Here is a 24,046-nt window from a genome sequence, read left to right on the forward strand (position 1 = left end):
CCTCACCACGACGCGGCCGGCGCCGTTGCCTGACCTCGGGCTGGTGCGCGCCCGCGTGCTGCCCGACTTCGGGCCATCCGATCGCGCCGTCGACTGGGTGGCGCCACTCGGCGCCAGCGTGCTCGACATGGTGCTCGGCACGCTGCCCGGCCTGCCGCCGGCGATGTACGACCGGTTGCGGGTCACGATCGGCGAGCACGTGATCCCGGTCGAGCGCTGGGGCCGGGTGCGGCCGCGGCCCGGCGTCGTCGTGCTGATCCGGGCGATGCCGGGGGCGACGGACTATTTCCGCTCGGCGCTGTTCCTGGCTGTGGCCGTCGCGTCGATCGCGACCGGTCAGTTCTACGGCGTGGCGGCCGCAAACGCTGCCCTAGGCGCTGCCGGATTGACTGGTTTCACGGCGACGGCTGCGACCGTGAACCTTGCGACGTCGTTGATTTCCGCCACCGCGTTGTTCGGCGGAACTTTGTTGGTCAACGCGCTCGTTCCGGTCCGCGGCGCGGATCAGTCGAAGGACGACCGCGCCGTCTACTCGATCAACGGATTCCAAAACAGGCCGAATGCCAATGGGCCGGTTCCGCAATTGTGGGGTCGCGTGCGCGTTGCGCCGCCCTACGCCATGTTGCCCTACGGCGAGGTGGTCGGGCGGCAGCGCTGGATCCGTGCCGCCTTCCTGCTCGGTCAAGGCCGGATGGATTTATCGGCTGCTGCGCCGGCGATCGGCACCACGGCGCTGTCGAAAATCGACTCCGGCGACTATCAGATCACGTTGCGTGAGGGCACAACAGGCGACGATCAGCTCGTCTACTGCACATCTCAGGTGATCGAAGAGAATCTCAACATTCAGGTTCGGTACGACGAGGGGGCGCAGATTCGAACGACCGCGACCGAGGTCACGGCAGTCGAAGTCGAGATCTTCTTTCCGGGCGGGTTGTTTCACGTCAAGAACGACGGTTCCTACATTGCGTGGACCGCAACCGCCGTCGTCGAGACGCGCGAGGTGGGCGCAACAGAATGGAATACGCTCGGAACGGTCTCGGCTACGGCAATGGAGCGTCGGCCGTTCTGGGCAGCGCAATATTTTGCGCTCCCGTCGCGTGGTACGTATGAAATCAAGGTGACGCGCTACGCCGTCGACGATGGGTCGTCGTCGCAACAGACGGCGTGGTCGTGGTCCGCGCTGCGCTCGTTCCGACCGGAATATCCGCTCGCCTTCGACGCGCCGATGGCGGTGGCCGAGCTGCGCATGCGCGCCTCAGGCCGGCTGAACGGCACCCTCGACAATTTCAACCTGCTCGCGACCCGCATCGTCCCAGACTGGACCGGCAGTGCGTGGGTGACGCAGGCGACCCGCAACCCGGCCTCGATCGCGCGCGCCGCGCTGCAAGGACCGCAAAACGTCTGGCCGGAACCGGACGAGGCACTCGATCTCGATGCATTCCAGGACTGGGCCGAGTTCTGCGACAGCGAAGGTCTGGAGTTCAACGCCTACCAGGTCGACGAGATCACGCGGGACGATTTCCTCACCGACGTCGCCTCTGCGGGCCGCGCCATCGTGATCCGGCGCGGCTCGGTCTGGACGGTCTCGATCGACCGTGAAAGGACGACCTTCTACGACCTGATCAGCCCGCGCAACTCGTGGGACTTGACCGAGACCGACACACCGCCGAATTTCCCCGATGCCTTCGCGATCGACTTTCTGGACGAGACCAACAACTACGCGCCGAGCCGTCGCGTGGTGCGCTGGCCCGGCTTCGTCGGCGATCCTGTCGTGATCGAAGAATTGCGGTTGCCAGGTAAGACGCACCCCGACGAGATCTGGATCGAGGCGCGGCGACGGCAATACGAGGCAATCTATCGGCGCCGGTCGTGGACCGTGTCGCAGGATGCAGAGCACCTGATCCTGACCCGCGGCGACGCCGCTATCCTGGTGCATCCGGTGATCGACCGGAGGCAGACCGGCGGGCGTGTCATTGGCGTCGACTCCGGCGTCGTCTATGTCGACGAAGTGGTGTCGGTCGAGGCCGGGCTCGTTTATCGCGTTGCGTTCCGGGCCGCAAACGGCACCATCACGGATCGGCTGCTCTCGACGCCGGATACAGGGGAGACGCGGCGGCTGGTGCTGGCCGACGCCGGCACGGATCCGGCGGTTGGTGACCTCGCCACGGTCTACACCACGGCCTCGCCGGCGATCGAGGTCATCGTCCAGAAGATCGAGCGCGGCGACAATCACACGGCCGTGCTGACGCTGGTCCCGCACGCGCCGGAGATTTTCACGTCGACCGCGGCCGAGGTGCCGCCAGCGTGGGATCCGGCGATCGGAGACACGATCGGCGATTCGCTGATCCCAGCGCCGGCGACGCCTGTGATCACGTCGATGGTCTCGACCGTCGATGAAATCTCCTGGTTCTTCTCGGCAGGCGACGCGACCCCGGTGCTGCAGTATCAGCTCCGCCACCGCGAGCAGGGGACCAGCACTTGGACGACTGCGACGGCGCTCGGCGGTTCCGACTCCATCACGCTCGACAGCTCACCATACGGCTCTGCCGACGTCGTCGAGTTCGCGATCCGCGCCGTCGGCGTCAACAGCCTCACGTCGAGCTGGTCGGCGACCTACGAGCACACCGTCCCCGGCACCACCTTCGCAGAGGCATGACATGACTGATCCGATTCGATTGCCGAACAAGCCCATCGGCTCCGTGCCAGCGTTCACGATCGGACTGCAGGACGAGGGCGGCGGAAACTACAGCGTCAAGAAATTCCCATCGCTCACCACCAATCCCGGGCTCACCTATTCATCCCGCGCAGCACTGTACGCCGCCACGAAGCCGGCGAACACGCAAGCCTGGGTCAATGGCGACAGCATCCCGGCCTACAACGGAGTGTACGAGAGCACTGGATCGGGGTGGGTGCGAAAGAGCGACCTCCCGATCCCGTTCATCATCGCCGTGGACGCCGGAGCCGGCACGCCGAACGCCATCCTCGCGACGGCTGCCTACCCGATCGGCGAAAGCAACCTCGTGCTGCTCAACATCTACGAGACGAACACGGGGTCGCCTGTGACGGTGTCCTTTGACGGCGGCGGCACGACACTCACGATCAAGACCAATACGGGCAACGACGTCGCAACCGGTGGACTGGTCGCCGGCATGCACGTGCTCGGAAAGCAAGTCGGCGCGACGTTCCGGATCGTCACCGATCAAGTGTCCGCCGCGATCATAGCGTCGGCAGAAGCAGCGGAGGCGGCTGCGGTCGCAGCCAGAGATGCCGCGGTCGCGGCAGCGAGCGAGGCAGTCGCCGCGACGAAGTTCGACCCCCTTCTTTCCATCCAGATTCACGGCTGACAGGAGAGCATGATGTCGACGACGGCCAATTACGCATCGACCCCGCGGTGTGGTGCCGCTCAAGTCTCAGCGGCCAATACCAATCTCGACGGATCCGGGACGGTCGTCATGATCCTGACGGCAGGGTCATCGGGAAGCAGGATCGACAGAATCGACATCAAGGCCGTGGTGACGACGTCGGCAGGTATGATTCGACTGTTCGTGCACGACGGTACGAATTACAGGCTGTGGAAAGAGGTCCCCGTTTCTGCGGTGGAGAAGTCCGCGTCGGTCCCGGCATTCGGAACCACCATCGACATGTCGCACCAACCGCTCGTTCTTCCGTCGGGCTACTCGCTTCGTGCCGCGACCGAAAAGGCCGAGGCTTTCAACATCATCGCGACGGGCGGAGACTTCTGATGCACGCGGGACTATATGGTCGTATCGACAGGCTGCGGGCTCCGGCGTCGCCTCCGATCATTCGCAACCGGTTCGACCCGATCTATGCACATCGGGATTTCGGAATCGGAAACGGAAACGGTGCCGAGCCGGAGGATGCGGCGTTACAGAAGCTCTTCGACGACGGCGCAGGCCGGGTGATCGTGTTCGAAGGGCCTCTGTTGACGGTGTTCCACACTCGTCCTCTGTATGTGAGATCGAACACCCGGATCATCGGTAACGGCGCGACGATCAAGGCTCACCCCGTCGCGGATATCAATTGCACCGGCATCCATCTGACGTCGGAAACTTGGCTTGGTTCCGGCCCATCCAACGTCATAATTCAAGATTTGCGATATGACGGTAACGCGGTTTCACGTCGCGCTGCCGGCGTTCTGCTGCCATATCTCGGTGTCGGACAATTCGGGCAGGCGGCTGCATTCTACCTCATCAACGCCGAGAACTGCATCATCGACGCATGTTCGGTGATAAATGCCGTTTCTGATTGTTTTTATATGGGTGGCACTGTATCAGACGGCAGTTCCACCAATTCCCATTTTCGCAACTGCTATGCGAAGAATAGCAGCAGAAACGGTTTTTCGTTTGTCGGTACGCAAAATTGCACAGCGTCCGGGTGCGTGTCCAAGGACCACAATTACGGAAATAGCAATAGCAATATATCGTGCGGGTTCGATGTCGAGCCGGACGGCGCGGCGACGGCTAACTACGGCTTGATCTTGTCCGGATGCATTGCGACAGATTGCACGACGGCTGGTTTTGCATGTAACAATTCTGCTTATAATTATTCTGTTACATGGGCGTATCCTTACACAAGGTCGTGCGCGGTAGGATTTCATCGTGCCAGCGCTGGCGGAACAAAGATATTCGCTGCTCAATACAATTTCAACACTACGAACTTTGATGGCATCACGGAAAAGATTTCAGGCTTCTGAACGTCCGCGCTGGTGACAAGCTGAAACCCGCGCCCGGCCGGCTGCCGGGCGATCCCCTGAATCAACGGAGAACCGCCATGCCGACCTGGCGTGTCGCGCGCGCGTTGCTCGCGCTGCGTGACCAAATCGACGCCGCGCGCCCGCGGCGGAACAAGAGCCACGACGGGACGATCGGAGACACGTCGCACGCGGCGCGCGCGAGCGACCACAATCCGAACGCGGCCGGCGTCGTCACGGCGATTGACATCACCCACGACCCGTCCGGCGGCGTCGACACCTACGCGCTCGCCGACTGGCTGCGGAAGCGGCGCGACCCGCGCATCAAATACCTGATCTCGAACGGCCGGATCTGCTCGTCCACGGTCTCGCCCTGGACGTGGCGGCCGTACAGCGGCTCGAGCAAGCACGACAAGCACCTGCACATCTCCGTGTCGGCCGACCCGGCGCGCTACGACGATCCGGCGCCGTGGGACCTGTCGATCGGCGCCGCGGCCCCGGCCCGGCCGGCTGCCGCCGCCGACATCCGGTCTCGCATGGGCAAGGCGATCCTTGACTTCGAGGCGCGGCGCGACGCCAAGGGCCGCCTCGCCGTCTACCGGCTGCCTGCCGGCGACGGCGGTGGAACCTACGAGGTGGCCGGCATTAACGACCGCTATCACCCGGCCGAGGCCGCCGCGCTCAAGGCGCTGATCGAGGCCGGTCGGCACGCCGAGGCCGAGCAACGCGCGATCGGCTACGTGCTCGCCTACACGTCCGGCGTCGCCGGCTGGCACCCGGACCCGGGCGTCGAGTTCTTCCTCCGCGACACGGCATTCAACCGGGGCCCGACCGGCGCCGCGCGGATCCTGCAGCGTGCGGTCCGCGTCACGCAGGACGGCGTCGTCGGTCAGACCACTCGGTCCGCCGCGGCCGCGATGCCGCCGGCGGCCCTCCTTGATGCGCTGCGCGCGGCCCGAGAGGGCTACGAGCGCGACGTGGTCGGCTACCGCGCGCAGTTCTGGCGCGGGCTCACCAACCGCTGGGACAACGCACTGACGACCGCCAAGGCGTTCTCGGCCGAGTCCGGGTCGGGCCGAGGCGCGGCCAGTGCGGCGGCCGGCACCGCGGCGGCTGGGGCGGCTGCGGGCGCCGCCGCCGGCGTCGAGCAGGGCTGGGGCGCCACGGAGTGGACGCTGTTCGCCTTCGCCGCGCTGTTCGTCATCGGCCTCGGCGTCATCGCCTGGCACGTCTGGCGGCAGCGCCGGCGCACGGCGGCCGCCATGCCGGCCGAGCCGGTGTCCACCGATCTCGACACCACGGAGGAGTAGTCCATGGACTGGAAAGACCTCGGGGGGCAGCTCGCGCGAGCCGGCGCCCCCATCATCGGCGGGGCGCTCGGCGGGCCGCTCGGTGGCATGCTGGGCGGCGTGGTCGGCAACGTGCTGGCCGACGCGCTCGGCACCGACGCAACCCCGGAGGCGGTCGGCAAGGCGATCGCCACGGCGACGCCGGCCGAAGTGGCAGAGAAGCTCGCGGCGGCCGACGCCGAGGCGCACGCCCGTTGGCCGGCTCTCGCCGAGATCGCCAAGGCCGAGCACGAGGCGCGGGCCCGCGGCATCGAATCCGTCAACGAGACGATCCGGGCCGAGGTGCAGGCGGCGGCCGCGCGGCCGGACGGCTGGTGGTCGTCCTGGCGGACGATCCTCGCCTACGAGCTCGCGGTCGAATGCCCGGTCTGGGCCGCCCTGATGATCTGGGCGACCGTGACGGGCCGTGTCGCCGACGTGGTCGCGCTGTCCGGCCTGCTCACCACTTGGTGGGGCGCCCGCTTCGGCCTGCTCGGCGTGCACGTCTGGACCGGCTCGCACGAGCGCCTCACCGCCATCACGGGCCAGCCGGCGCCGTCCGTCGTGGGCGAGATCGTCAAAGCCGTGAAGGGCAAGAGGTGACACCATGATCTGGATGTTCGCCGCCGTCTCCATCTACCTGATGATCGGCTGCATGGTCGCAGTCCTGATAAGCCGCAGCTCCTGTCCGCACGGTGCGGCGTGGTCAGTCATTCTATGGCCGCTGTGGCTGTTCCCGCGATCTAGCTGAGAGAGAGCATGATCAAGATCGATACACTCATGCGCCCCGGCCAGCACGTCCCGGGCGTCACCCCTGTGCGCCTACCGCCGGCACCTGTCTCGCGGAACGAGCCGAGCCAGACCGCCACGACCGATGTGACGCGGCAAAAGTAGCCCCACCTCTCGGCTCGCGTCCGCGCGCCGCTCTCCCCTGTGTGCAATGTGCGTCGCCGGCCCGGCATATGGGTGCCCCCGAATGGATGACATGGAAATGGCCGAACCCTGCCCAGAGCCGCGGCGCCCTTGCCCTTTCGACGGCGAGGCCCGCGAGCGGATCGCCGTGCTCGAAGCCGAGGCTCGACACACACGGGAGACGCTCGATCGGATCGCGGCCCACGTCGAGCGGATCGACGACAAGGTCGAGAAGGTGAGCAACGAGTTCCTCGCGGCGATCTCGGGCGCCAAGAGCGGATGGTGGGTGCTGGTCCAGGTCGGTGGGCTGGCGTCGATGTTCGTCGCCGGGCTCTGGTATCTGGTCAGCAAGATTCCGTGGTCGAAGCTGTAGTGGCAAGCGCGGCAGGATTCGAACCTGCGCCCGCCGACGTCAAAGGTCGGTGCTCTACCGTTGAGCTACGCGCCTGTGGAATTGGTCAGGGAATTAGAAATCGCCCAACCACGACGCCGAGAACGTAGAATCCGAACAACGTCGCCCACATCCGAACCGGCGATATCGTGATCATCTTCCTCTCCTCCTGCTGCCCGCGCTCGCGGGCGGGGGTCACGTCCGTCGTTGCTGCTCCAACCGGATTAGAAGCCGGTCGATGCTATCCCGCAGCGCGTTGGCTGCTGTCTCGGTCGCCCACCAATCGCGGCGGCTCAGCCCGGCATGGAGCGCCTGCACGTGTCGCTGGCGGATATCTGCAATTATCGAGGAAACCGGGTATGGGTCGCCGAGGAACGTGTCGTTGAGGCCGTTCTGCGCCTCGCCATCAACGCCGGGGACCGTGACGCCGCGCAGCCGCTCGTTCTCCGCCCGCAACCGCTCGATCTGGTCGCGCTGCATTCTGATGTGCCCTGGTAGTCACGGCACTGCTCGTGGCCGGGGTCGCACATCGGGTGATCGGGTTCGTCGTCGTCATCGCTCATCTTGATGAGGCTCCTGCGTCAGATTGCGTCGGGATCGATTTCATCCGGGGCATCGCACTGACGGCACTGCTCCGGCTCGTACTCGTCAAGTTCTTCCTCGGTGCAATGGAACGCAGCCTTCAGCAGATTGCCGCACACGTTGCACCACACCCCGTCGTCGTTCCTGCTCCACCAGTCCATCCCTCATCCTCCATGCGCCAGCGGCGCTGGTGGTCAGTTCTCCGGCCCGTAGTCGTCGCAGTAGTAGTCCAGGACAACGTCATAGATCGCGTTGATTTCAGCACCGGTCAGCGGCGGCTTGAACTCGTCACCGGTCAGCACGGTGTTGAGCGGGACACCGTGCTGGTCCGCGGTGCGCTGCTCGTTCGTCGCCAGCCACCACGTGTCCGGGCCGCCGTCGGCCCACAGTTCGAAGGATGCACCGCGTAACTGGAACTCTTCGTTCAAGCATCGCTCGGCCATGTCGTTCCCCTCTTGACAGTCTCAAATAAACGTACCATAGAAATGCGATGGGACGCAAGCCGAAGAAGACAGAATTACGAGCCCAGGCGGTGAGCATCACGCTCGCCCCCGGTCAGCGTGACAAGATCGACGCCGTCGTGGAACGGGGCGAGGTCTCGTCACGATCGGAGTTCATCCGCCGCGCGGTCGAGGTCGCGCTCAAGCGGGCGGAGAAGAGGAGAGAGGGATGACGGAAAAGTGGCTGATCTACATCGTCGGGTACGGGTACTTCGAGTTTGAAGGAACCGAGGAGCAGGCCGAGCAGAAGCGACGCGACAAGGCGTCGTGGGAGCGCGCCAACGGCTACAAGTGCCGAATGAGCGATGCCGCCGCGGTCGAGAAGCTCAAGGCGCGTGCCGTTCGCGATTGTGAGGTGGTCTAACCGCCCCGCCCGCGCTGGCGGCAGGGTGAGGAGGAGCGCCGGAGGAGCCGGCGAAGGAGGGGTGATGCCGACGTGCATCGTGGATGATGCGTTGCGGCTCTTCAACGAGACGCGGGCGTCGATCGGACTTGCGCCAGTCGATCGACTCCCCAATAGGCGACGCGGCGTTTGGTGCGAGAAAGCGATGTGGGCGAGTGTCGCCCGCCGCCGGCAGGCCGACCAGCACCCGTAGAGGGAGGAGAGGGGATGGAACTGCCACTGCAAGCGCAACAGCGGTTGTGCCGGCCGCGTCCGAAGCGCCATCTTCCCCTGAGATACGCCAAGCCGTACCCGATCGTGCTTGACGACATTCGCCGCTACAGGCTGCGGCGCCTCCCGATCGTGCGGTCGTATCGTGGGAGTTTCCTCGCTGCGTGGTTTCTTTCCTGGAATCGGAGGCGGGCCCGAAAACGTCCCCCAGCAAAATCAACGGCGAGCCGTTAATCACTTCCTAACCATGACCCGCTGCGTCCACTACGTCGGCTTCCGTGACGACGCCTATCTCCGGGCCCGGCGCGTGTTCGGCGGGCCCGCCTTCATTCACAAATGGTGGGATCGCCGCGCCGCCCGCGAGATCGGCCCCGACGACCTCGTGGTATTCGCCACCGGAGAGCACGATCAGCCGCCCCGGCCGTGGAACGCGCCGGACGTCGAGGAGGACAGGGGATGAGCGAAGTGTGCGACATGCGCCACGCGAAGCTGATGCAGGAGCTTCGCCAGTCTGGCGTTACGATCGAGGACATCGCCCGGGCGTGGGCGTCGATCGACGGGAAGCGAGACGCCTTTGACGCAGAGAAGGGCAAGAGCGTGTCCGATGACATCACCGGCCACTATCTCGGCTATCTTTCAGAGGCCGAGGAGCTTGTGACCAGGGCCGCTAAGTACGCGCGCGAGCGGCGCTGAGTTGGGGCGGCGCGCTGGACCATCGAGGAGGGACGAGGGACAACGACCCTCAGCGCCCCTCTCGCCTGGAGAGGAATGCCTTGGCGATGTCTGCGAACACCTCCTCGCCCCAGTCCGACAATGCGGCGTTGATGCTGGCGAGCACGATCCGGCAGTTGCTCTGAACGTACCCGCGGGCCGGGACGATGCGGTCGATCGACGGGGCGTAGGGATCCCAATTCGTCGCCCTCTTCACTTCTTTGAAGAACGGAATACCGGTGACGGCGCACCGCAATCCGTTTCGCTCGACCTCGGCCAACGCCCAATCGAGCGTCAAGTCGCTCTCCACAGCTTTCGAAACTTTCCGACACTTGGCCGCGGCCACCCTGACCCGTAGGGCGCCCTCGATCCGCTGACGCAGGCTGCGTTCGATCGTGTGTGCCGCGGCGGTCACCTTGCGCGCGCGGCTTCTGGCGCGGCGGGGAAAATCCGGGGAATGGGCAACCGTCGTCATTTATCCCTCTGATATTGCTTATCGTTGCCGGCTCTCCCCCAAGAGCCGGCCGCACCCCTTTTTGGAAGGGCCTCGCGAGAGCGGGGCCCTTTTTCGTTGGAGCCGGCTGATTGCGGTCTCATCCCGGGAGTGTGACGATACCGCCGATTCATCGTCGCGGAGATCGAGATGCCGGGTAACGCGAAGATCGGAGCAGGTCGCGCGCGGGAATTCGTCGCGACGGCGAGGGCTCGGGTCCTCGTCGGCTTCCTCGCCGGCGCCGTGCTCGTCGCCGGAACGGTTGCGGCGGCCGCAGCGGAAAAGTTCGGGGCGATCGCGTTCTCGACCGACTCGGGCCGGGCCGGCTGGTCGTTCGACTACGACAGCCGGGCCCGCGCCGAATCCGAGGCGCTCGCCAGTTGCGGGGGCGGGTGCAAGATCGTCATCTGGTTCAAGAACGCCTGCGGGGCGCTGGCGACCGGCGGCAACAACGCCTACGGGGCGGCCTGGGCCAACAGCCGGGCCGAGGCGGAGCAGAAAGCGACGGGCTTCTGCAGACAGCGCAGCGCGAGCTGCAGCATTCGCCGCTGGGTCTGCACGACGCGGTGACCGATGAGACGGCAAACCGAGACAAAGGGCACCGCAGTGAGGGCAGGCCGCGGTGACGGCACGAGGCCGTCACCGCCGATGCGTTCGTGGCCGTGGCGGTCGCCGGGCCGCCACGCCGGCCCGGCGCACGTCCCTCACTCCGGCTCGAAGGTCAGCGCCACGCCGTTGATGCAGTAGCGCTGGCCGGTCGGCGGCGGGCCGTCCGGGAAGACGTGGCCGAGATGGCTGCCGCAGCGGCTGCAATGCACCTCGGTGCGCACCATGCCCCAGCTCCGGTCGGTCGTGGTCTCGACCGCGCCCGGCACCGGGTCGTTGAAGCTCGGCCAACCGGTGCCGCTCTCGAACTTGGTCTTGCCGACGAACAGCTTCTGGCCGCAGCCGGCGCACACGAAGGCGCCGGCGCGCTTCTCGTGCAGGAGCGAGCAGCTGCCCGGCGCCTCGGTGCCGTGCCGGCGCATCACCTGGTACTGCTCGGGGGTCAGCAGGCGGCGCCACTCCTCCTCGGTGCGGGTCACCGGATAGGTCTTGTCGGTCGTGCGCGTGTCCATCGGGGGTCTCCTGGTCGGGCCGGCCGGGGCGCCCGGGGCGCGTCCGTGAGCGGCGTCACGCCCACATGTAGTGGTATGCGCGCGACTTTGCACCATGGCGCGGGCGGGCGAGGGAGGGCGGTCGGCCCGCCGTGGCGGGGCCGAGAGGCGCCGGAGAAACACAAGATTACGACAAATCGGAATCTTTCATTTTACCGAATGTCATGGGGCGCGGTGGCATCTTGGGAGGGTCGGAGAACGTGCGTCGTCCGACGGGAGCCGAATCCATGACTCAGAACCGCCAGTATCCGCGCTACCTGACGCTGAAGATGGGCCAGATCACGGGCGAGGAACTCGTCCGCGACTGCGCGGTCCTCAACGTGTCGCGCGGCGGCGCCTGCGTCCTGGTCTCGGACATCGAGAGCCTGCCGGAGACGTTCAGCCTGAGCTTCGACGGCGACACCCGCGAGTGCGCGATCGCCTGGCGCGAGCGCCACCGGGTCGGCGTCGCCTTCACGGACGGCGAGCTCGACGAGAGCGCGCTGCCGGACCCGCAGGCGCTGCGCACCGCCGAACGCGGCGACGACGTGCTCCGCGTCGCCGAGCTCTTCCTCCGCGGTGTTCATGCCTACACCGAGCAGCAGCTCGAGCTGTTCGACACCGTGATGCACCATCTGCTCGACAACACCACCGACAGCGCGATGGCGCAGCTCTCGGTCCGCATCGCGCCGGTGCAGCGCGCCCCCGTCAAGGTGATCCACCGGCTCGCCGAGGACGACGACATCGCAGTCTCCGGCCCGGTGCTCGAGCGGTCGCCGATTCTCGCCGAAGACTTCCTGGTGCGCATCGCTCGCGCCAAGAGCCAGGCGCATCTCTTCGCGCTCGCCGGCCGCATCATGGTGCCCGAGAAGGTGACCGACGTGCTGGTCGAGCGCGGCGACACCGCCGTCACGCACCGTGTCGCCGCCAACGACGGCGCGCTGATCTCGCGCGGCGGCTTCCAGCGCCTCGCCGGCCGCGCCCGCCAGGACGAGGAGCTCGCCCGCCACATCGTCCATCGCCGCGAGCTGCCGGCCGACATGTTCGCGGCGCTGGTGCGGCTCGTCGCCGAGCCGGTGCGCCAGCAGCTCCTGCGCGATCCCGATCCCGACGTGCGCCGCCGCATGGCGCAGTGCATGCTGCCCACGACCGCCGCCGACGAGGAGGCGCCGAGCCGGACGCCCGCCCGCACCCGGCCGACCGAGGCCGATCGCGACGAGAGCACCGCCAAGCTGCGCAGCCAGCTCGTCGCCGCGGCGCGCGACAGCCGGCTCGAGGAGACCGTCGATACATTGGCCCGCCTCACCAAGGTGCCGGCCGAGGCGATCCGCAATCTGGTGCGGCTCGGCTTCGAGGACGGCGCGCTGGTGCTGTGCAAGGCGGCCGGGCTCGGCTGGCCGGACGCCAAGAGCGTCTTCACGGTGCTGATGACCCGCAACGCCCGCGTCGACTACAAGGCGGCCTTCGATCGTTACATCACGTTCTCGGGCGACATCACCGAGCGCGCCGTGCGCTACCTCAAGGCCCGCAAGTCGCCCTCCACGACGGAATTCCGCCGCATGCTGTGACGGATCCGGAGGTTTCGCACGGTCGCCCCGCGCGAATGCCTTCCGGTCGAGCGCGCGCCCGCGAGGGCGCGCGCTCTTTCGTTTCAAGAGCAGGGTCCGAACGCGCGCTTGCCGGCTCGGTCGGCCGCCTTATGATTTCCCCGACAGAGATCGCGGAGCGGACACGCGCAGGGGGAGGCACATGGACGAGCTCGGCTTCATGCGGCGCGCCATCGCGCTCGCCGACGCGTCGGTCGCGAGCGGCGGAGGGCCGTTCGGCGCCGTCCTGGTGAAGGACGGTGCCATCGTCGGCGAGGGCGCCAACCGCGTCGTCCCGGACGGCGATCCGACCGCCCATGCCGAGGTGGTGGCGATCCGCGACGCCTGCCGGCGACTCGGGACGCACGTGCTCGACGGTGCGATCGTCTACACGAGCTGCGAGCCGTGTCCGATGTGTCTCTCGGCCCTGTGGTGGGCACGGGTCGGCGAGATCGTCTACGGCAACGACCGCCACGCCGCGGCGGCGATCGGCTTCGACGACCAGGCGCTCTACGACGAGGTCGCGCGCCCGCTGGCGGCGCGAAAGCTGCCGCTGCGCCGCCTCGCCGCCGCGGAAGCGGCCGAGACGTTCCGCTGCTGGGAGACGAAGGCCGACAAGGTGCGGTACTGAGCGGCGCGGGGCCGGACCTCGCCGCTCAATCCAGGTCGCTCAATCCAGCGTCCGCCGGAACCGCGTAACCGCGATGGTCATCGCGATCAGCATCAGCACCACCAGCGACAGGGTGTCGTAGCGCAGATCGGCGAGCGTCGAGCCCTTGAGCATGATCGAGCGGACGATGCGCAGATAGTGCGTCAGCGGCAGCGTCTCGCCGACATACTGGGCCCATTGCGGCATGCCGGCGAACGGGAACAGGAAGCCGGACAGGAGCAGGTTCGGCAGGAAGTACATCATCGCCATCTGCATGGCCTGGAGCTGGTTCTGAGCCAGCGTCGAGAACGTGTAGCCGACCGACAGGTTGGTGGCGATGAACAACGTCGTCAGCGCGGCGAGCAGCGCGAGATTGCCGAAGATCGGCACGGCGAACAGGAGCGTGCCGGCGCCGACGATCAGCGAGCCCTGCAGGAAGCCGATCACCACATAGGGCGCGATCTTGCCGAGCATGATCTCGACCGGCGAGATAGGCATAGCGAGCAGCGTCTCCATGGTGCCGCGCTCGGTCTCGCGCGTCACCGCGAGCGCCGTGAAGATCAGCATGGTGAGGGTCAGGATGGTGCCGAGCAGGCCCGGCACGATGTTGAGCTGGCTCACAGCCGCCGGATTGTAGCGGGCATGGGCGCGGACCTCGAACGGCGGCGGCGTGAACTCCGGGATGGACCGGTCCCAGCGCAGCGCCGTGGTGGTGACGCTCGACAACGCGGCGAGCGCCGCGCCGGAGCCGACCGGATCGGTCGCATCCGCCGCGACCAGGATCGCGGGACGGTCGCCGCGGCGCAGATCGCGCTCGAAGTTCGCCGGGATTTCTATGCCGAACAGCACCGTTCCGGATTGTAGAAGTCTATCGAACTCCGCCTCGTCGTGCACCTCCTTCACGATCGTGAAGTATCGCGTGTTCTCCAACGCGCGAAGGATCGAGCGGCCGACGTCGCTCTGCTCCTGCAGCAGCACCGCCGTCGGCAGGTGCCGGGGCTGGGTGTTGATGGCATAGCCGAACAGGAGGAGCTGCATCAGCGGAATGGTGATCATGGTGGCGAGCGACACCCGGTCGCGCCGCAGCTGAAGCACCTCCTTCAGCAGCACGGCGCCGACCCGCCGCAGGAACATCACAGTGCCGGTGTGGATCATGACCGGCTCCGAGTGTTCTGGAACGGCCGCGTGTCCCGACCGGAGTCGCCCTCATGGTGAGGAGCGCTCCGCAGGAGCGCGTCTCGAACCATGTGGCCCCGACGCCGAGGCCGTCCTCGCCCTTCGAGACGGCTGCTTCGCAGCCTCCTCAGGGTGACGACGGAAGGCGGCGTGGATAGCCGGGACGAGCCCGGCCATGACGCGCGATGGGGGCGGGACATCACGCCCTGCCTCCCTGCTGCGCCCGGCCCATCAGGTCGATGAACACGTCTTCGAGCGACGGCTGCGCCTGCTCCCACGCGAGTGCCGGATCGCTGCGCAAGTCGGCGATCGCGGCATTCACCTTGTCGTGGTCCGGGCCGGAGACGTGCAGGCTGGTGCCGAACGGCGCCACCATGGCGATGCCGTCGCGCTTCGACAGCGTCTCGGCGAGCGCGACGAGGTTCGGCCCGGACACCGTCCAGGTGGTCAGATGCGACGCCGCGATCACCTCGGGCACGGTGCCCTGCGCCAGCAGATCCCCGTAGGCGATGTAGGCGATCTCGTGACAGCGCTCGGCCTCGTCCATGTAATGGGTCGAGACCAGCACGGTGAGGCCTTGCGCGGCGAGCGCGTGGATCTCGTTCCAGAACTCGCGCCGCGCTTTTGGATCGACGCCGGCGGTCGGCTCGTCGAGCAGCAGCAGCTTCGGATCCGGCAGCGTGCAGGCGCCGAGCGCCAGGCGCTGCTTCCAGCCGCCCGACAGCGCGCCGGCGAGCTGCTCGGCGCGCCCTTCGAGGCCGAGCCGGGCGATGGCGTCGCGCGCCGCGCCGCGCGGGTCCGGCAGGCCGTAGACGCGGGCGACGAACTCCAGGTTTTCGCGCACCGAGAGGTCCTGATAGAGGCTGAAGCGCTGCGTCATGTAGCCGACGTGACGCTTGATCTCGGTGGCATCCTTGCGGATGTCGAAGCCCAGGCAGGTGCCGCGGCCGGAGTCGGGCGTGAGCAAGCCGCACAGCATCCGGATCGTCGTCGTCTTGCCGGAGCCGTTGGGCCCGAGAAAGCCGTAGATCAGGCCGCGCCGCACCTGCATGGTGAGATTGCGCACCACCACGGTGCTGCCGAACGATTTCGTCAGCCCCTCCACGTCGATCGCGATGGCGTGGGGATCGTCCGCCGGAGGTTGCGACGCGGGCGAAGCGGCCGGTGCGGGGGCAGGGGCCGTCATCGCGCCGCCCCGGTGGTGACCGGCGCTGCGCCGCCGATCGCGACGTCGACGGGTTGGCCGACCCGCACGGCCTCCGGCTTGTCGGGGATCGCCTCGATCAGGAAGACGAGCTTGTCGCGCTCCTGCAGGCTGTAGATGACCGGCGGCGTGAACTCGGCCGAGCGGGCGATGAAGCTCACCTTCGCCGTGATGTCGCCGGCGCAGCCGTCACAGCTCACCTTGACCGTGTTGCCGTAGGCGAGGCGAGGCAGCGTCTCTTGCGGGACGTAGAAGCGGACCTTGAGATTGCCGGGCGGCAGGATGGCGAGCACCGGCTTGCCGGCCGACACCATCTCGCCGGGGCGGAAGTAGATCTGCTGTACCGTGCCGGTCACCGGGCTCACGAGAACCCGCCGATCCAGATGGGTCTTGGCCGTGACGAGCCGTGCCCTGGCGGTGCGCAGCGCCGCTTCGGCCTCGTCGTAGTTGCGCTGGGTGCCGGACTGCGTTTTGAGGAGAGTCTGCGCCCGCGCATAGGCGGCTTGCGCGTTCTCGAGCTGCGCCTCGTACATGTTCACCTCGGCGCGCTGCAGCGCGTCGTCGACCGTGAACAGCGGCGCCTTGGCCTCGACCTTGTCGCCCTCGCGCACCGAGAGCGTCTCCACCCGGCCGGCCTCGTCGGGGCCGACGAAGATCAGGTTCGCCTCGATCCAGCCCTGATAGGTTTTCGGAGCGTCGTTGCAGCCGGCGAGCACGGCACTCAGCACGGCCACGAGAAAAAGACGCGCCGCGGCGGCGATGCGGTTGCGAGGCCGGGTCATCGCGGCTCTCCCCGATCGAACAGGATGTCGAGATGGGCGCGCAGCATCGCTTCCGGATCGATCGGCAGGAAGCGGTCGAACAGGCTCGACCAGATCACCGACATGAGGCCCGGGGCGACGACGAGCTGCGGGAAGTCGACCAGTCGCGGATTCACCTCGCCACGCGCGGCGGCCTCGACGAGCAGCGCCCGGACGGCGGCCAGCGCCGGCATCACGACGTTGCGGTAGTGGAACTCGGCGAGGCGCGGAAACCGCGGGCCGTCCGAGAGCACCAGCCGCAGCACCCGTCGCCGCTCGGTGCCGAGCACCTCCTTGGCGAACACGGCGAGCAGATGCTCGAGGGCGGCGCGCGGCGGCAGCTCCTGGTTCGGCAACGCCTTCAGGTCGGCGACCAGCGGACCCATCATGGTCGTGATCAGCTCCTGGAACAGCGCCTCCTTGTCCTCGAAGTAGAGGTAGATGGTGCCCTTGGCGACGCCGGCGCGCCTGGCCACGTCGTCGAGCCGCGCCGCCGCGAAGCCGCGCTCGCTGAACTCGTCGAGCGCCGCCGCCAGGATCGCCGCGCGCCGCATCGCGGTCTTCTCGGCCCGGACGCCGCGGGGCGCAGGGGGCGCGCCGGGAAGGGGGGCGGGAGGCGGCTCCGGTGCGCCACCGGGGGCTGGCGGCGCGCCGGCTTTGACGGCCGGAGCGGCGGCGGCAGGGCGGATCTCGCGCTTTTCGGATCGGGGTGCGCCTGTCGGCTTTCGGCGCTTCGGCGTATCCATGATCAGCATCTCTGACTGACTGGTCAGTCATATTTATGACTGCACGTCTCGGGTTGCAACCCCAGGGCGGCTCGAAATGCGCGTCTGCGCAATCATACGGACGGGATCGGACCAGCCTTCGCGCCGGGCGCGACCGGAACAGGTTTCGGCAGTTCCGGTTGACCATTGGCGACATCCCTGGAGGACGCCCATGCAGGCCAACACCGTCGAGCGTCTGGCGCGGCTTGGCTACGCGGCGCGCGGCATCGTCCATCTCCTGGTCGGCGGTTTGGCCGTGCTGGCGGCGCTCGGCCGCGGGGGCGCGACGACGGGCTCGAAGGGCGCGCTGCAGACGCTGCTCGAGCAGCCGCTGGGCACCGTGTGGCTCGGACTCGTCGCGGCGGGGCTCCTGTGCTTCGCGGCCTGGCGGGTGCTGCAATCCGTGCTCGACGCCGACCATCTCGGGCGCGACCGAAAGGCTCTCCTGAAGCGCGGCACCTACGGCATTTCGGCGGTGCTGAACGGCGCGCTTGCGCTCGCCACCCTCGGCTGGGCGTTCGGCTACGCGGCAGGGTCGGGCGACGGCGAGGCGTCGGCGCGCGACTGGACCGCCTCGGTGCTGTCGGTGCCGGCCGGGCAGTGGCTGCTCGGCATCGTCGGCCTCGGCATCGCGGCCGGCGGTCTTGTCTTCGTGGCCCGCGCCTGGAAGGGCGGCGTCACCGAGGGGCTCGCCTGCGACGGCGACGCGGCGCGCTGGGTCGAGCCGCTCGGCCGCGCCGGCTTCGCGGCCCGCGGGGTGGTGTTCGGGCTGATCGGCGCGTTCCTGGTGGTCGCCGCCGTCACGGCCAATGCCCGCGAGGCGCGCGGGCTCGCCGGAGCGCTGCGCACCCTCCAGGACCAGCCCTATGGCTGGATCCTGCTCGGCGCGACGGCGCTCGGCCTGTTCGCCTTCGGGCTCTTCCAGTTCGCCGTCGCGCGCTATCGCCGCATCGACACGGGTGCGGCAGGCCACGTCACGAATCGGATCGAGCGCGGAGCCCGCCGCGCGGTCGGCACGATCGGCGGCTGATCTCGTATCCGCGCCTCACACCCGCTCGTCACATCCGCCAGGCCAGCAGCCGCATGGCGTTGGCCGTCACCAGCACGGTGGCGCCGGTGTCCGCCAGGATCGCCGGCCACAGGCCGGTGATGCCGGCGATGGTGGTGACCAGGAATACGGCCTTCAGCCCGAGGGCCACGACGATGTTCTGGCGGATGTTGGCCGTCGCCGCGCGCGACAGCGCGACAAGGCGGGCGACGTCCATGACGCGGCCGTGCAGCACGGCGGCGTCGGCGGTCTCCAGCGCCACGTCGGTGCCGCCGCCCATGGCGATGCCGACATCGGCGGCGGCGAGCGCCGGGGCGTCGTTGATGCCGTCGCCGATCTTGGCGACCGCGCCGCCGCTCGCCTGCAGCTCGCGCACGATGCGCTGCTTGTCCTCGGGCAGCAGCCCGCCGCGGGCCGGAATGCCGAGATCGGCGGCGATCGCGGCGGCGGTGCGCGGATTGTCGCCGGTCAGCATCACGGGAGCGACGCCGGCCGCTTCCAGGGCGCGCAGGCCGGCCTTGGCGTCGGGGCGCGGCTCGTCGCGCATCGCGATCAGGCCCGCGACCGCGTCGCCGGCGAGCAGCACCGCGACGGTCTTGCCGTCCTGCTCGAACGTTTCGACGTTGGCACGCAGCGCCTCGGAGAACGCGGCGCGCGCCGCGGCGGCCCGGGCCGAGCCGAGGAACAGCGGTTCGCCGCCGAGCCTTCCGAAAACGCCTTCGCCGGCGAGCGCCGTGACGCCGGCGGCCGGCGGCACCGGCGCGCCCTCCGCCTTGGCGCGCGACAGGATCGCCAGCGCCAGCGGGTGATTGGAGCCGGTCTCGAGCGCCGCGGCCATCGAGAGCACCTGCCGTTCGCTGCGGCCGACTGCGACAAGGTCGGTGACGCGCGGCTTGCCCTCGGTCAGCGTGCCGGTCTTGTCGAGGGCGGCGTGCCTGATCGTGCCGAGCGTCTCCAGCACGGCGCCGCCCTTGACCAGCAGCCCATGGCGGGCGCCGGCCGACAGCGCCGCTGCGATCGCGGCCGGCGTCGAGATGACCAGCGCGCAGGGGCAGCCAATCAGCAGGAGCGCGAGGCCCTTGTAGATCCACTCGCCCCACGCCGCGCCGAGCAGCAGCGGCGGGGCGACCGCGACGATCGCGGCGACGGCCACCACGGCGGGCGTGTACCAGCGGGCGAAACGGTCGATCAGCCGCTCGGTCGGCGCCTTGGCGTCCTGCGCCTCCTCGACCAGCCGCACCACCCGGGCGATGGTGTTGTCGGTGGCCGTCGCCGTCACTCGCACGCGCAGCACCGCGTCGGTCACGATGGCGCCGGCGAACACGGTGTCGCCGGGCGCTTTCTGCACCGGCACGCTCTCGCCCGTGACAGGGGATTCGTCGACCGCGGCACGGCCGTCGACCACCACGCCGTCGGCGGCGATGCGGTCGCCGGGCCGCACCAGGATCACGGCGCCCACCGCGAGAGTCGCGGCCGGCACCTCCTCGGTTACGCCGTTGCGCTCGACCAGCGCGGTCTTGGGCACCAGGGCGGAGAGGCTGCGGATGCTGGCGCGGGCGCGGCCGGCCGCGACGCCCTCCAGAAGCTCGCCGACCAGGAACAGGAAGACCACCATGGCGGCCTCCTCGGTCGCGCCGATCAGCACGGCGCCGACCGCCGCGATGGTCATCAGCATCTCGATCGAGAACGGCGTGCCGGCTCGGGCCGCGGCGAGCGCCCGACGGGCGATCGGCACCAGCCCGATCGCGAGGGCCGCCAGGAACGCCCAGGTCTCGATCGCGGGAACGAGCTGCCCGGCCGCGTAGGCGGCGGCGAGCGCTGCCCCGCAGGCGAGCGGGAGCGTGGCCTTGCGGCCGCGCCACCACGGCCCGTCCTCCGCGTCGCCGCGGTCGTGGGCGTGGTCGTGCGCCGCGTCGGCCGCGTCCGCCGCGGCCGGCGCGTCGAGCGGGGCGACGTCGTAGCCGAGCGCCGTCAGGCTCTGCCGCAGCGTCGGCAGCGATGCCGTGCCGGGCGGATGCGTCACCGTCATGGTGCCGCTGGTCGTCGAGACGGCGACGGCCGCCACGCCGGGCAGCCGGCTCACCGCGGTCTGCACCTTGGCGGCGCAGGAGCCGCAATCCATTCCCGTCACGCGATAGCGCGTCTCGACCACGTCCGACATCGAAGGCCCTTTCAAATCCTGGGCCTCGTCCTACATCCTCTAGCGACTAGAGGAGCAAGAGCCATGACGCAACACGGGGCCGAGACGGTCGACGAGGCAGTGCCGATCGGCGAGGCGGCGCGGCGCAGCGGCGTGAAGGTGCCGACCATCCGCTACTACGAGCAGATCGGCCTTCTGGCCGCGCCGGCCCGCACCGAGGGCAACCGGCGGCTCTACACGGGCGCGGAGCTGCACCGGCTCGCCTTCGTGCGCCACGCCCGGGAGCTCGGCTTCGACGTCGAGGCGATCCGCACGCTGCTCACCCTCCAGGACCGGCCGGAGCAGCCCTGCGGCGAGGCCGACGCCATCGCCAAGGCGCGCCTCGCCGAGGTGCGGGCCCGCATCGCCAAGCTGAAGGCGCTGGAGGAGGAGCTCACCCGCATGATCGACGAATGCGCCTGCGGCCGCGTCGCCGACTGCCGGGTGATCGAGATTTTGGCCGAGCCGCACCGCCACGGTGCGCTGGCGTGAGGGGGACTGCCGCGCGGCCCAGGATCAAGGCTGCGTGCCCCGGACAAGGCGCGTCAGGCCGGAGGCCTGATGCGCCGCCGAGCCGGGGCCCAGGGCCGCACGACGGGCCGTACGGTGAGCGGTCCGCCACCGCCTCGTCAGCTCGCCCCTGGGTCCCGGTTCGCGGCGCGTCGCGCCGCGCCAGGGACACGCGGCCTCACACGCCGCGCGAAAGCTCGGTCAAGATGTGCTTCACCGAGGGCGTGACGATCGCCACGAACTGGGCCTCGCGCTGGCGGCGGTGGACTTCTGAACGGCGCATGTAGCCGCGGGCGCCGAGCGCCAGCACGGCGGCCTGCGTCGCCTCGAGCGCCAGCCAGGCGCCGTCGAGCCGCGCCCTCAGCACCTCGAGGAACGCGCCGCGTGACGGATCCTCGTGTGACGCCGCGAGCACTGCGGCGCGCGCGGCGAGCGCATTCGCGCGGGCCTCGATCGCGTCGGCATCGAGCGGCAGCACCGCCACGGGCTTGTCGCCCAGGAGCTTCGCGTCCTTGCGCATCAGCGCCGCCGCCGCGCGCGCCGCCCCGAGCGCCATGCCGAACTGCAGCAGGACGAAACCCTGGCGGATGGTCGGGACGAAGCGGGCGGCGTCCTCGGTGATCACGGCGTCGTCCGGCACGAAGACGTCGCGCAGCAGCACCGCGTAGGTGCGGGTGCCTTCCAGCGCCAGGAACGGCCCGACCTCGACCAGCGACACGCCGTCCGCCGCGCAATCGAAGACCGCCATGATGCGTTGCCCGCCCTCGCCGTCGCCGACCGCGAAGACCGAGGCGAACAGATGATCCGGCCCGAGATTGGAGACCCAGGGCAGGCGGCCCGACACCCGCCAGCCGCCCGGCACCCGCTCGCCCGTGAAGGCGAGCCGGTCGAGCTTCGAGAAGGTCTTCATCGGGTTTGACAACCCGGTGCCGCCGAGCGTCTGGCCGGCCGCCACGGCGGCGAGCCATTTCTGCCGCGGCGCCGGGTTTTCCGAACGCGCCAGATACCAGGCCAGCGCGCCCTGGCACCACGTGCAGAAGGCGGTCGAGCCGCAGGCGGTGCCGACCGTCGCCATGTCGGCGATCGCCGCGACGAGGCCGCCGGCCGGATGCGCGCCGGTGTGATGCGCATAGGCGCCCGCGGCGCCCAGATGGCGCATCACCGGGTCGGGGTAGAGCCCGTCCTCGTCGATGGCGCGGGCGAGTGGCACGAGGTCGCGCGCCACGATCTCGGCGACGGAGCGGCCCGCCGCCCCGGCGAGCGGCGGCGACGTCGGCGGAGCTGCGATCTCGACCCCCAGGCTCATGCGCGCGAAACCTCGACCGGCACCGGGTTCTTGACGGTGCCGAGCACCGGCGACCATTGGGCCGCGTGGGCGATCACCTCGGCGATCTCGGCGTCGGTCGCGCCGTCGACGTCGAGATGCGCCTTCAGCCGCACCGCGGTGAGGCCGACGGGCTTGGGCGACAGATCGCCCGTGCCCCACACCGAGGTGATGTTGATGTCGCCCTCGAGCTCGACCGAGATCGCCTTGATGGTCCAGCCGCGCGCCACCGCATTGGCCTGCAGGCCGACCGCGACGCAGGAGCCGAGCGCGGCGAGCAGCGCCTCGGTCGGGTTCGGCGCCGTGTCGTCGCCGAGCAGACCGGGCGGCTCGTCGACGATATGGGCGTCCAGGTCGCGCACGTAATTGAGATGGCGGAAGCGCTTTCCTTCGGCGACGGTGCGGACCTTGACGGTTCGAACCGCGGACGGGTCGGACCGGCCCTTGTCGCCCAGCGCCTTCAGGCGCTCGGCGTCGATCGGCTCGAACGGTGCGGCGAGCGTGGTCTTCACGGCGACGGCGCTGCTCATGGGGGCTCCTTGTTGCTTCCTTCGGGGTGGGGGCGAGGACGGCGTCAGGCCGTCGGGGTCCAGCGGGCGCGGTCGAGCAGGGCGGCCGCGAGCGCATCGAGGGCGAAGCCGATCAGGCCGATCAGCAGAACGAGCGCGGCGAGGCGGTCGTATTCGAGCGTGTCGCGGGCGTCGTTGATGGCGTAGCCGAGGCCCGAGGTGACGCCGAGGAACTCGGCCGGCACCAGCACGATCCAGGCGACGCCGAGCGCCAGGCGAAAGCCGGTGAGGATGTCGGGCGCCACGGCCCGCACGACGATCACCTGCACGAGGGCAAAACCGCGGCCGCCGAGCGTGCGGCCGACCGCGATCCAGGCGGGGTCGATGCGCTTCACGCCCGCCGCGGTCGCGAACACGATCGGCCAGATCGAGGCCGCCGTGATCAGGAACACGATGGCGCCGTTCCAGGTCGGGAAGGCGAGCACGGCGACCGGCATCCACGCCAGCGGCGAGACCATGCGCAGGATCTGGAACGGCAGCTGCACGGCGCGCTCGAGCAGCGGCGTGAGGCCGATCGCGATGCCGACCGGGATGCCGATCAGCGCCGCGACGGCGAGGCCCTGCAGCACGCGCGAAAGACTGGGGGCGGCGGCCTTCCAGGCGTCGCCCGACGTGATCAGCTCGCCGAAGGCGGCGAGCGCCGGGGCGGGCGCGAAGCCCGTGAAGGCGACGAGCCGCGGGTTCGACGCGATGACGAGGCCGCCGAGCCACCACAGGGCGAACAGGCCGACGAGGCCGGCGGCGGGCGGGGCCGCCCAGCGCAGATAGCCGGCGAGCTGATCGCCCGACAGCCCGGCGCGCTGCAGCCGGGTGCGCGGCTCCGCGATCGTCATGTCCGCGGGCGTCCTGTCCAAGACCGT

Annotated in this window: 30 protein-coding genes and 1 tRNA gene; 17 read left to right on the plus strand and 14 right to left on the minus strand. The window is 69.1% G+C overall.

The annotated features are described in order from the left end of the window. The first annotated feature begins 55 nt into the window (after nt 1-55). From CCR97_RS08570 to CCR97_RS08605, 8 genes are all read left to right on the plus strand, one after another. Nucleotides 56-2,656 (plus strand): host specificity factor TipJ family phage tail protein, encoded by a 2,601-nt coding sequence (locus CCR97_RS08570; protein WP_201159428.1) that lies wholly within the window; start codon nt 56-58, stop codon nt 2,654-2,656. A 1-nt stretch (nt 2,657) separates the two neighbouring features. Beyond that, nucleotides 2,658-3,344, plus strand: coding sequence for a hypothetical protein (locus CCR97_RS08575; RefSeq protein WP_146618619.1), 687 nt, complete (start codon nt 2,658-2,660; stop codon nt 3,342-3,344). Nucleotides 3,345-3,353: 9 nt separating this feature from the next. Next, complete coding sequence (locus CCR97_RS08580) at nt 3,354-3,743, plus strand: hypothetical protein (protein WP_146618620.1); 390 nt, start codon at nt 3,354-3,356, stop codon at nt 3,741-3,743. Then, nucleotides 3,743-4,714 carry a right-handed parallel beta-helix repeat-containing protein gene (locus CCR97_RS08585; protein WP_146618621.1) on the plus strand — a complete coding sequence of 324 codons (972 nt, stop codon included), beginning with the start codon at nt 3,743-3,745 and terminating at the stop codon, nt 4,712-4,714. The genes CCR97_RS08580 and CCR97_RS08585 overlap by 1 nt, the downstream gene beginning before the upstream one ends. A 77-nt stretch (nt 4,715-4,791) precedes the next feature. After that, nucleotides 4,792-6,021 carry a lysozyme family protein gene (locus tag CCR97_RS08590; RefSeq protein WP_111355267.1) on the plus strand — a complete coding sequence of 410 codons (1,230 nt, stop codon included), beginning with the start codon at nt 4,792-4,794 and terminating at the stop codon, nt 6,019-6,021. Nucleotides 6,022-6,024: 3 nt separating this feature from the next. Next, nucleotides 6,025-6,642, plus strand: coding sequence for a hypothetical protein (locus CCR97_RS08595; RefSeq protein WP_201159429.1), 618 nt, complete (start codon nt 6,025-6,027; stop codon nt 6,640-6,642). Between the two features lie 4 nt (nt 6,643-6,646). Then, complete coding sequence (locus tag CCR97_RS08600) at nt 6,647-6,790, plus strand: hypothetical protein (protein ID WP_170145732.1); 144 nt, start codon at nt 6,647-6,649, stop codon at nt 6,788-6,790. Between the two features lie 240 nt (nt 6,791-7,030). Then, the gene (locus CCR97_RS08605) at nt 7,031-7,324 is read left to right on the plus strand and encodes a hypothetical protein (RefSeq protein WP_111356248.1); all 294 of its coding nucleotides are present in this window, start codon (nt 7,031-7,033) and stop codon (nt 7,322-7,324) included. Here the strand turns inward: CCR97_RS08605 and CCR97_RS08610 are convergent. From CCR97_RS08610 to CCR97_RS08625, 4 genes are all read right to left on the minus strand, one after another. Next, a tRNA-Gln gene (locus tag CCR97_RS08610) sits at nt 7,325-7,399 on the minus strand. A 138-nt stretch (nt 7,400-7,537) separates the two neighbouring features. Continuing rightward, the gene (locus CCR97_RS08615) at nt 7,538-7,822 is read right to left on the minus strand and encodes a hypothetical protein (RefSeq protein ID WP_111356249.1); all 285 of its coding nucleotides are present in this window, start codon (nt 7,820-7,822) and stop codon (nt 7,538-7,540) included. A gap of 101 nt (nt 7,823-7,923) precedes the next feature. Beyond that, on the minus strand, nt 7,924-8,085 hold the full coding sequence (locus CCR97_RS08620) for a hypothetical protein (protein WP_170145733.1): 162 nt from the start codon (nt 8,083-8,085) through the stop codon (nt 7,924-7,926). Between the two features lie 33 nt (nt 8,086-8,118). Continuing rightward, nucleotides 8,119-8,352, minus strand: a complete 234-nt coding sequence (locus tag CCR97_RS08625; RefSeq protein WP_146618679.1) for a hypothetical protein — start codon at nt 8,350-8,352, stop codon at nt 8,119-8,121. A 104-nt stretch (nt 8,353-8,456) separates the two neighbouring features. Here CCR97_RS08625 and CCR97_RS08630 point away from each other — a divergent pair, with 104 nt between their 5' ends. The 4 genes from CCR97_RS08630 (at nt 8,457) to CCR97_RS08645 (ending at nt 9,730) form a co-directional block, all read left to right on the plus strand. Continuing rightward, the gene (locus CCR97_RS08630) at nt 8,457-8,597 is read left to right on the plus strand and encodes a ribbon-helix-helix domain-containing protein (protein ID WP_201159430.1); all 141 of its coding nucleotides are present in this window, start codon (nt 8,457-8,459) and stop codon (nt 8,595-8,597) included. Beyond that, nucleotides 8,594-8,788: a hypothetical protein gene (locus CCR97_RS08635; protein WP_111356252.1), complete on the plus strand. Its 195-nt coding sequence runs from the start codon at nt 8,594-8,596 to the stop codon at nt 8,786-8,788. The genes CCR97_RS08630 and CCR97_RS08635 overlap by 4 nt, the downstream gene beginning before the upstream one ends. 496 nt (nt 8,789-9,284) lie before the next feature. Continuing rightward, nucleotides 9,285-9,497: a hypothetical protein gene (locus CCR97_RS08640; RefSeq protein ID WP_111356253.1), complete on the plus strand. Its 213-nt coding sequence runs from the start codon at nt 9,285-9,287 to the stop codon at nt 9,495-9,497. Continuing rightward, nucleotides 9,494-9,730 (plus strand): hypothetical protein, encoded by a 237-nt coding sequence (locus CCR97_RS08645; protein WP_111356254.1) that lies wholly within the window; start codon nt 9,494-9,496, stop codon nt 9,728-9,730. Before CCR97_RS08640 ends, CCR97_RS08645 begins: the two co-directional genes overlap by 4 nt. A 49-nt stretch (nt 9,731-9,779) precedes the next feature. On the opposite strand, the gene CCR97_RS08650 is transcribed toward CCR97_RS08645, so the two are convergent. Beyond that, entirely contained in the window at nt 9,780-10,223 is a 444-nt protein-coding gene (locus CCR97_RS08650) for a hypothetical protein (RefSeq protein ID WP_111356255.1), read from the minus strand. A 168-nt stretch (nt 10,224-10,391) separates the two neighbouring features. On the opposite strand from CCR97_RS08650, the gene CCR97_RS08655 reads away from it, so the two are divergent. After that, on the plus strand, nt 10,392-10,811 hold the full coding sequence (locus CCR97_RS08655; RefSeq protein ID WP_201159431.1) for a DUF4189 domain-containing protein: 420 nt from the start codon (nt 10,392-10,394) through the stop codon (nt 10,809-10,811). 134 nt (nt 10,812-10,945) lie between these two features. Here the strand turns inward: CCR97_RS08655 and msrB are convergent, their stop codons facing one another. After that, on the minus strand, nt 10,946-11,359 hold the full coding sequence (gene msrB / locus CCR97_RS08660; protein ID WP_111360505.1) for a peptide-methionine (R)-S-oxide reductase MsrB: 414 nt from the start codon (nt 11,357-11,359) through the stop codon (nt 10,946-10,948). 266 nt (nt 11,360-11,625) lie between these two features. Here msrB and CCR97_RS08665 point away from each other — a divergent pair, with 266 nt between their 5' ends. After that, entirely contained in the window at nt 11,626-12,945 is a 1,320-nt protein-coding gene (locus CCR97_RS08665; RefSeq protein ID WP_170146097.1) for a DUF2336 domain-containing protein, read from the plus strand. A 181-nt stretch (nt 12,946-13,126) separates the two neighbouring features. Then, nucleotides 13,127-13,594, plus strand: a complete 468-nt coding sequence (locus CCR97_RS08670) for a nucleoside deaminase (protein WP_111356430.1) — start codon at nt 13,127-13,129, stop codon at nt 13,592-13,594. A 39-nt stretch (nt 13,595-13,633) separates the two neighbouring features. Here the strand turns inward: CCR97_RS08670 and CCR97_RS08675 are convergent, their stop codons facing one another. The 4 genes from CCR97_RS08675 to CCR97_RS08690 form a co-directional block, all read right to left on the minus strand. Further along, nucleotides 13,634-14,767: an ABC transporter permease gene (locus CCR97_RS08675; RefSeq protein WP_111356429.1), complete on the minus strand. Its 1,134-nt coding sequence runs from the start codon at nt 14,765-14,767 to the stop codon at nt 13,634-13,636. 220 nt (nt 14,768-14,987) lie between these two features. After that, nucleotides 14,988-15,974, minus strand: a complete 987-nt coding sequence (locus tag CCR97_RS08680) for an ABC transporter ATP-binding protein (RefSeq protein WP_111356428.1) — start codon at nt 15,972-15,974, stop codon at nt 14,988-14,990. Next, on the minus strand, nt 15,971-16,774 hold the full coding sequence (locus tag CCR97_RS08685; RefSeq protein WP_111356427.1) for an HlyD family secretion protein: 804 nt from the start codon (nt 16,772-16,774) through the stop codon (nt 15,971-15,973). The genes CCR97_RS08680 and CCR97_RS08685 overlap by 4 nt, the downstream gene beginning before the upstream one ends. Continuing rightward, nucleotides 16,771-17,346, minus strand: coding sequence for a TetR/AcrR family transcriptional regulator (locus CCR97_RS08690; RefSeq protein ID WP_146618691.1), 576 nt, complete (start codon nt 17,344-17,346; stop codon nt 16,771-16,773). Before CCR97_RS08690 ends, CCR97_RS08685 begins: the two co-directional genes overlap by 4 nt. Nucleotides 17,347-17,728: 382 nt before the next feature. Here CCR97_RS08690 and CCR97_RS08695 point away from each other — a divergent pair, with 382 nt between their 5' ends. After that, a complete protein-coding gene (locus tag CCR97_RS08695) occupies nt 17,729-18,586 on the plus strand; it encodes a DUF1206 domain-containing protein (RefSeq protein WP_111356425.1) in 858 nt (285 codons plus the stop codon). 28 nt (nt 18,587-18,614) lie between these two features. Here CCR97_RS08695 and CCR97_RS08700 read toward each other — a convergent pair whose 3' ends face one another. Then, a complete protein-coding gene (locus CCR97_RS08700) occupies nt 18,615-20,765 on the minus strand; it encodes a heavy metal translocating P-type ATPase (protein WP_111356424.1) in 2,151 nt (716 codons plus the stop codon). 63 nt (nt 20,766-20,828) lie between these two features. Here CCR97_RS08700 and CCR97_RS08705 point away from each other — a divergent pair, with 63 nt between their 5' ends. Next, complete coding sequence (locus CCR97_RS08705) at nt 20,829-21,275, plus strand: MerR family transcriptional regulator (protein WP_111356423.1); 447 nt, start codon at nt 20,829-20,831, stop codon at nt 21,273-21,275. A 196-nt stretch (nt 21,276-21,471) separates the two neighbouring features. Here CCR97_RS08705 and CCR97_RS08710 read toward each other — a convergent pair whose 3' ends face one another. From CCR97_RS08710 to CCR97_RS08720, 3 genes are read right to left on the minus strand one after another with little or no spacing between them, the layout of a single operon-like run. Beyond that, nucleotides 21,472-22,599: an acyl-CoA dehydrogenase family protein gene (locus CCR97_RS08710; RefSeq protein ID WP_201159432.1), complete on the minus strand. Its 1,128-nt coding sequence runs from the start codon at nt 22,597-22,599 to the stop codon at nt 21,472-21,474. Beyond that, the gene (locus CCR97_RS08715; protein WP_111356421.1) at nt 22,596-23,147 is read right to left on the minus strand and encodes an OsmC family protein; all 552 of its coding nucleotides are present in this window, start codon (nt 23,145-23,147) and stop codon (nt 22,596-22,598) included. Before CCR97_RS08715 ends, CCR97_RS08710 begins: the two co-directional genes overlap by 4 nt. 44 nt (nt 23,148-23,191) lie before the next feature. Then, nucleotides 23,192-24,019, minus strand: coding sequence for an ABC transporter permease (locus CCR97_RS08720; RefSeq protein ID WP_111356431.1), 828 nt, complete (start codon nt 24,017-24,019; stop codon nt 23,192-23,194). Between the last annotated feature and the right edge of the window lie 27 nt (nt 24,020-24,046).

It is taken from the genome of Rhodoplanes elegans (assembly GCF_016653355.1).
In the GTDB taxonomy this organism is placed as follows: domain Bacteria; phylum Pseudomonadota; class Alphaproteobacteria; order Rhizobiales; family Xanthobacteraceae; genus Rhodoplanes; species Rhodoplanes elegans.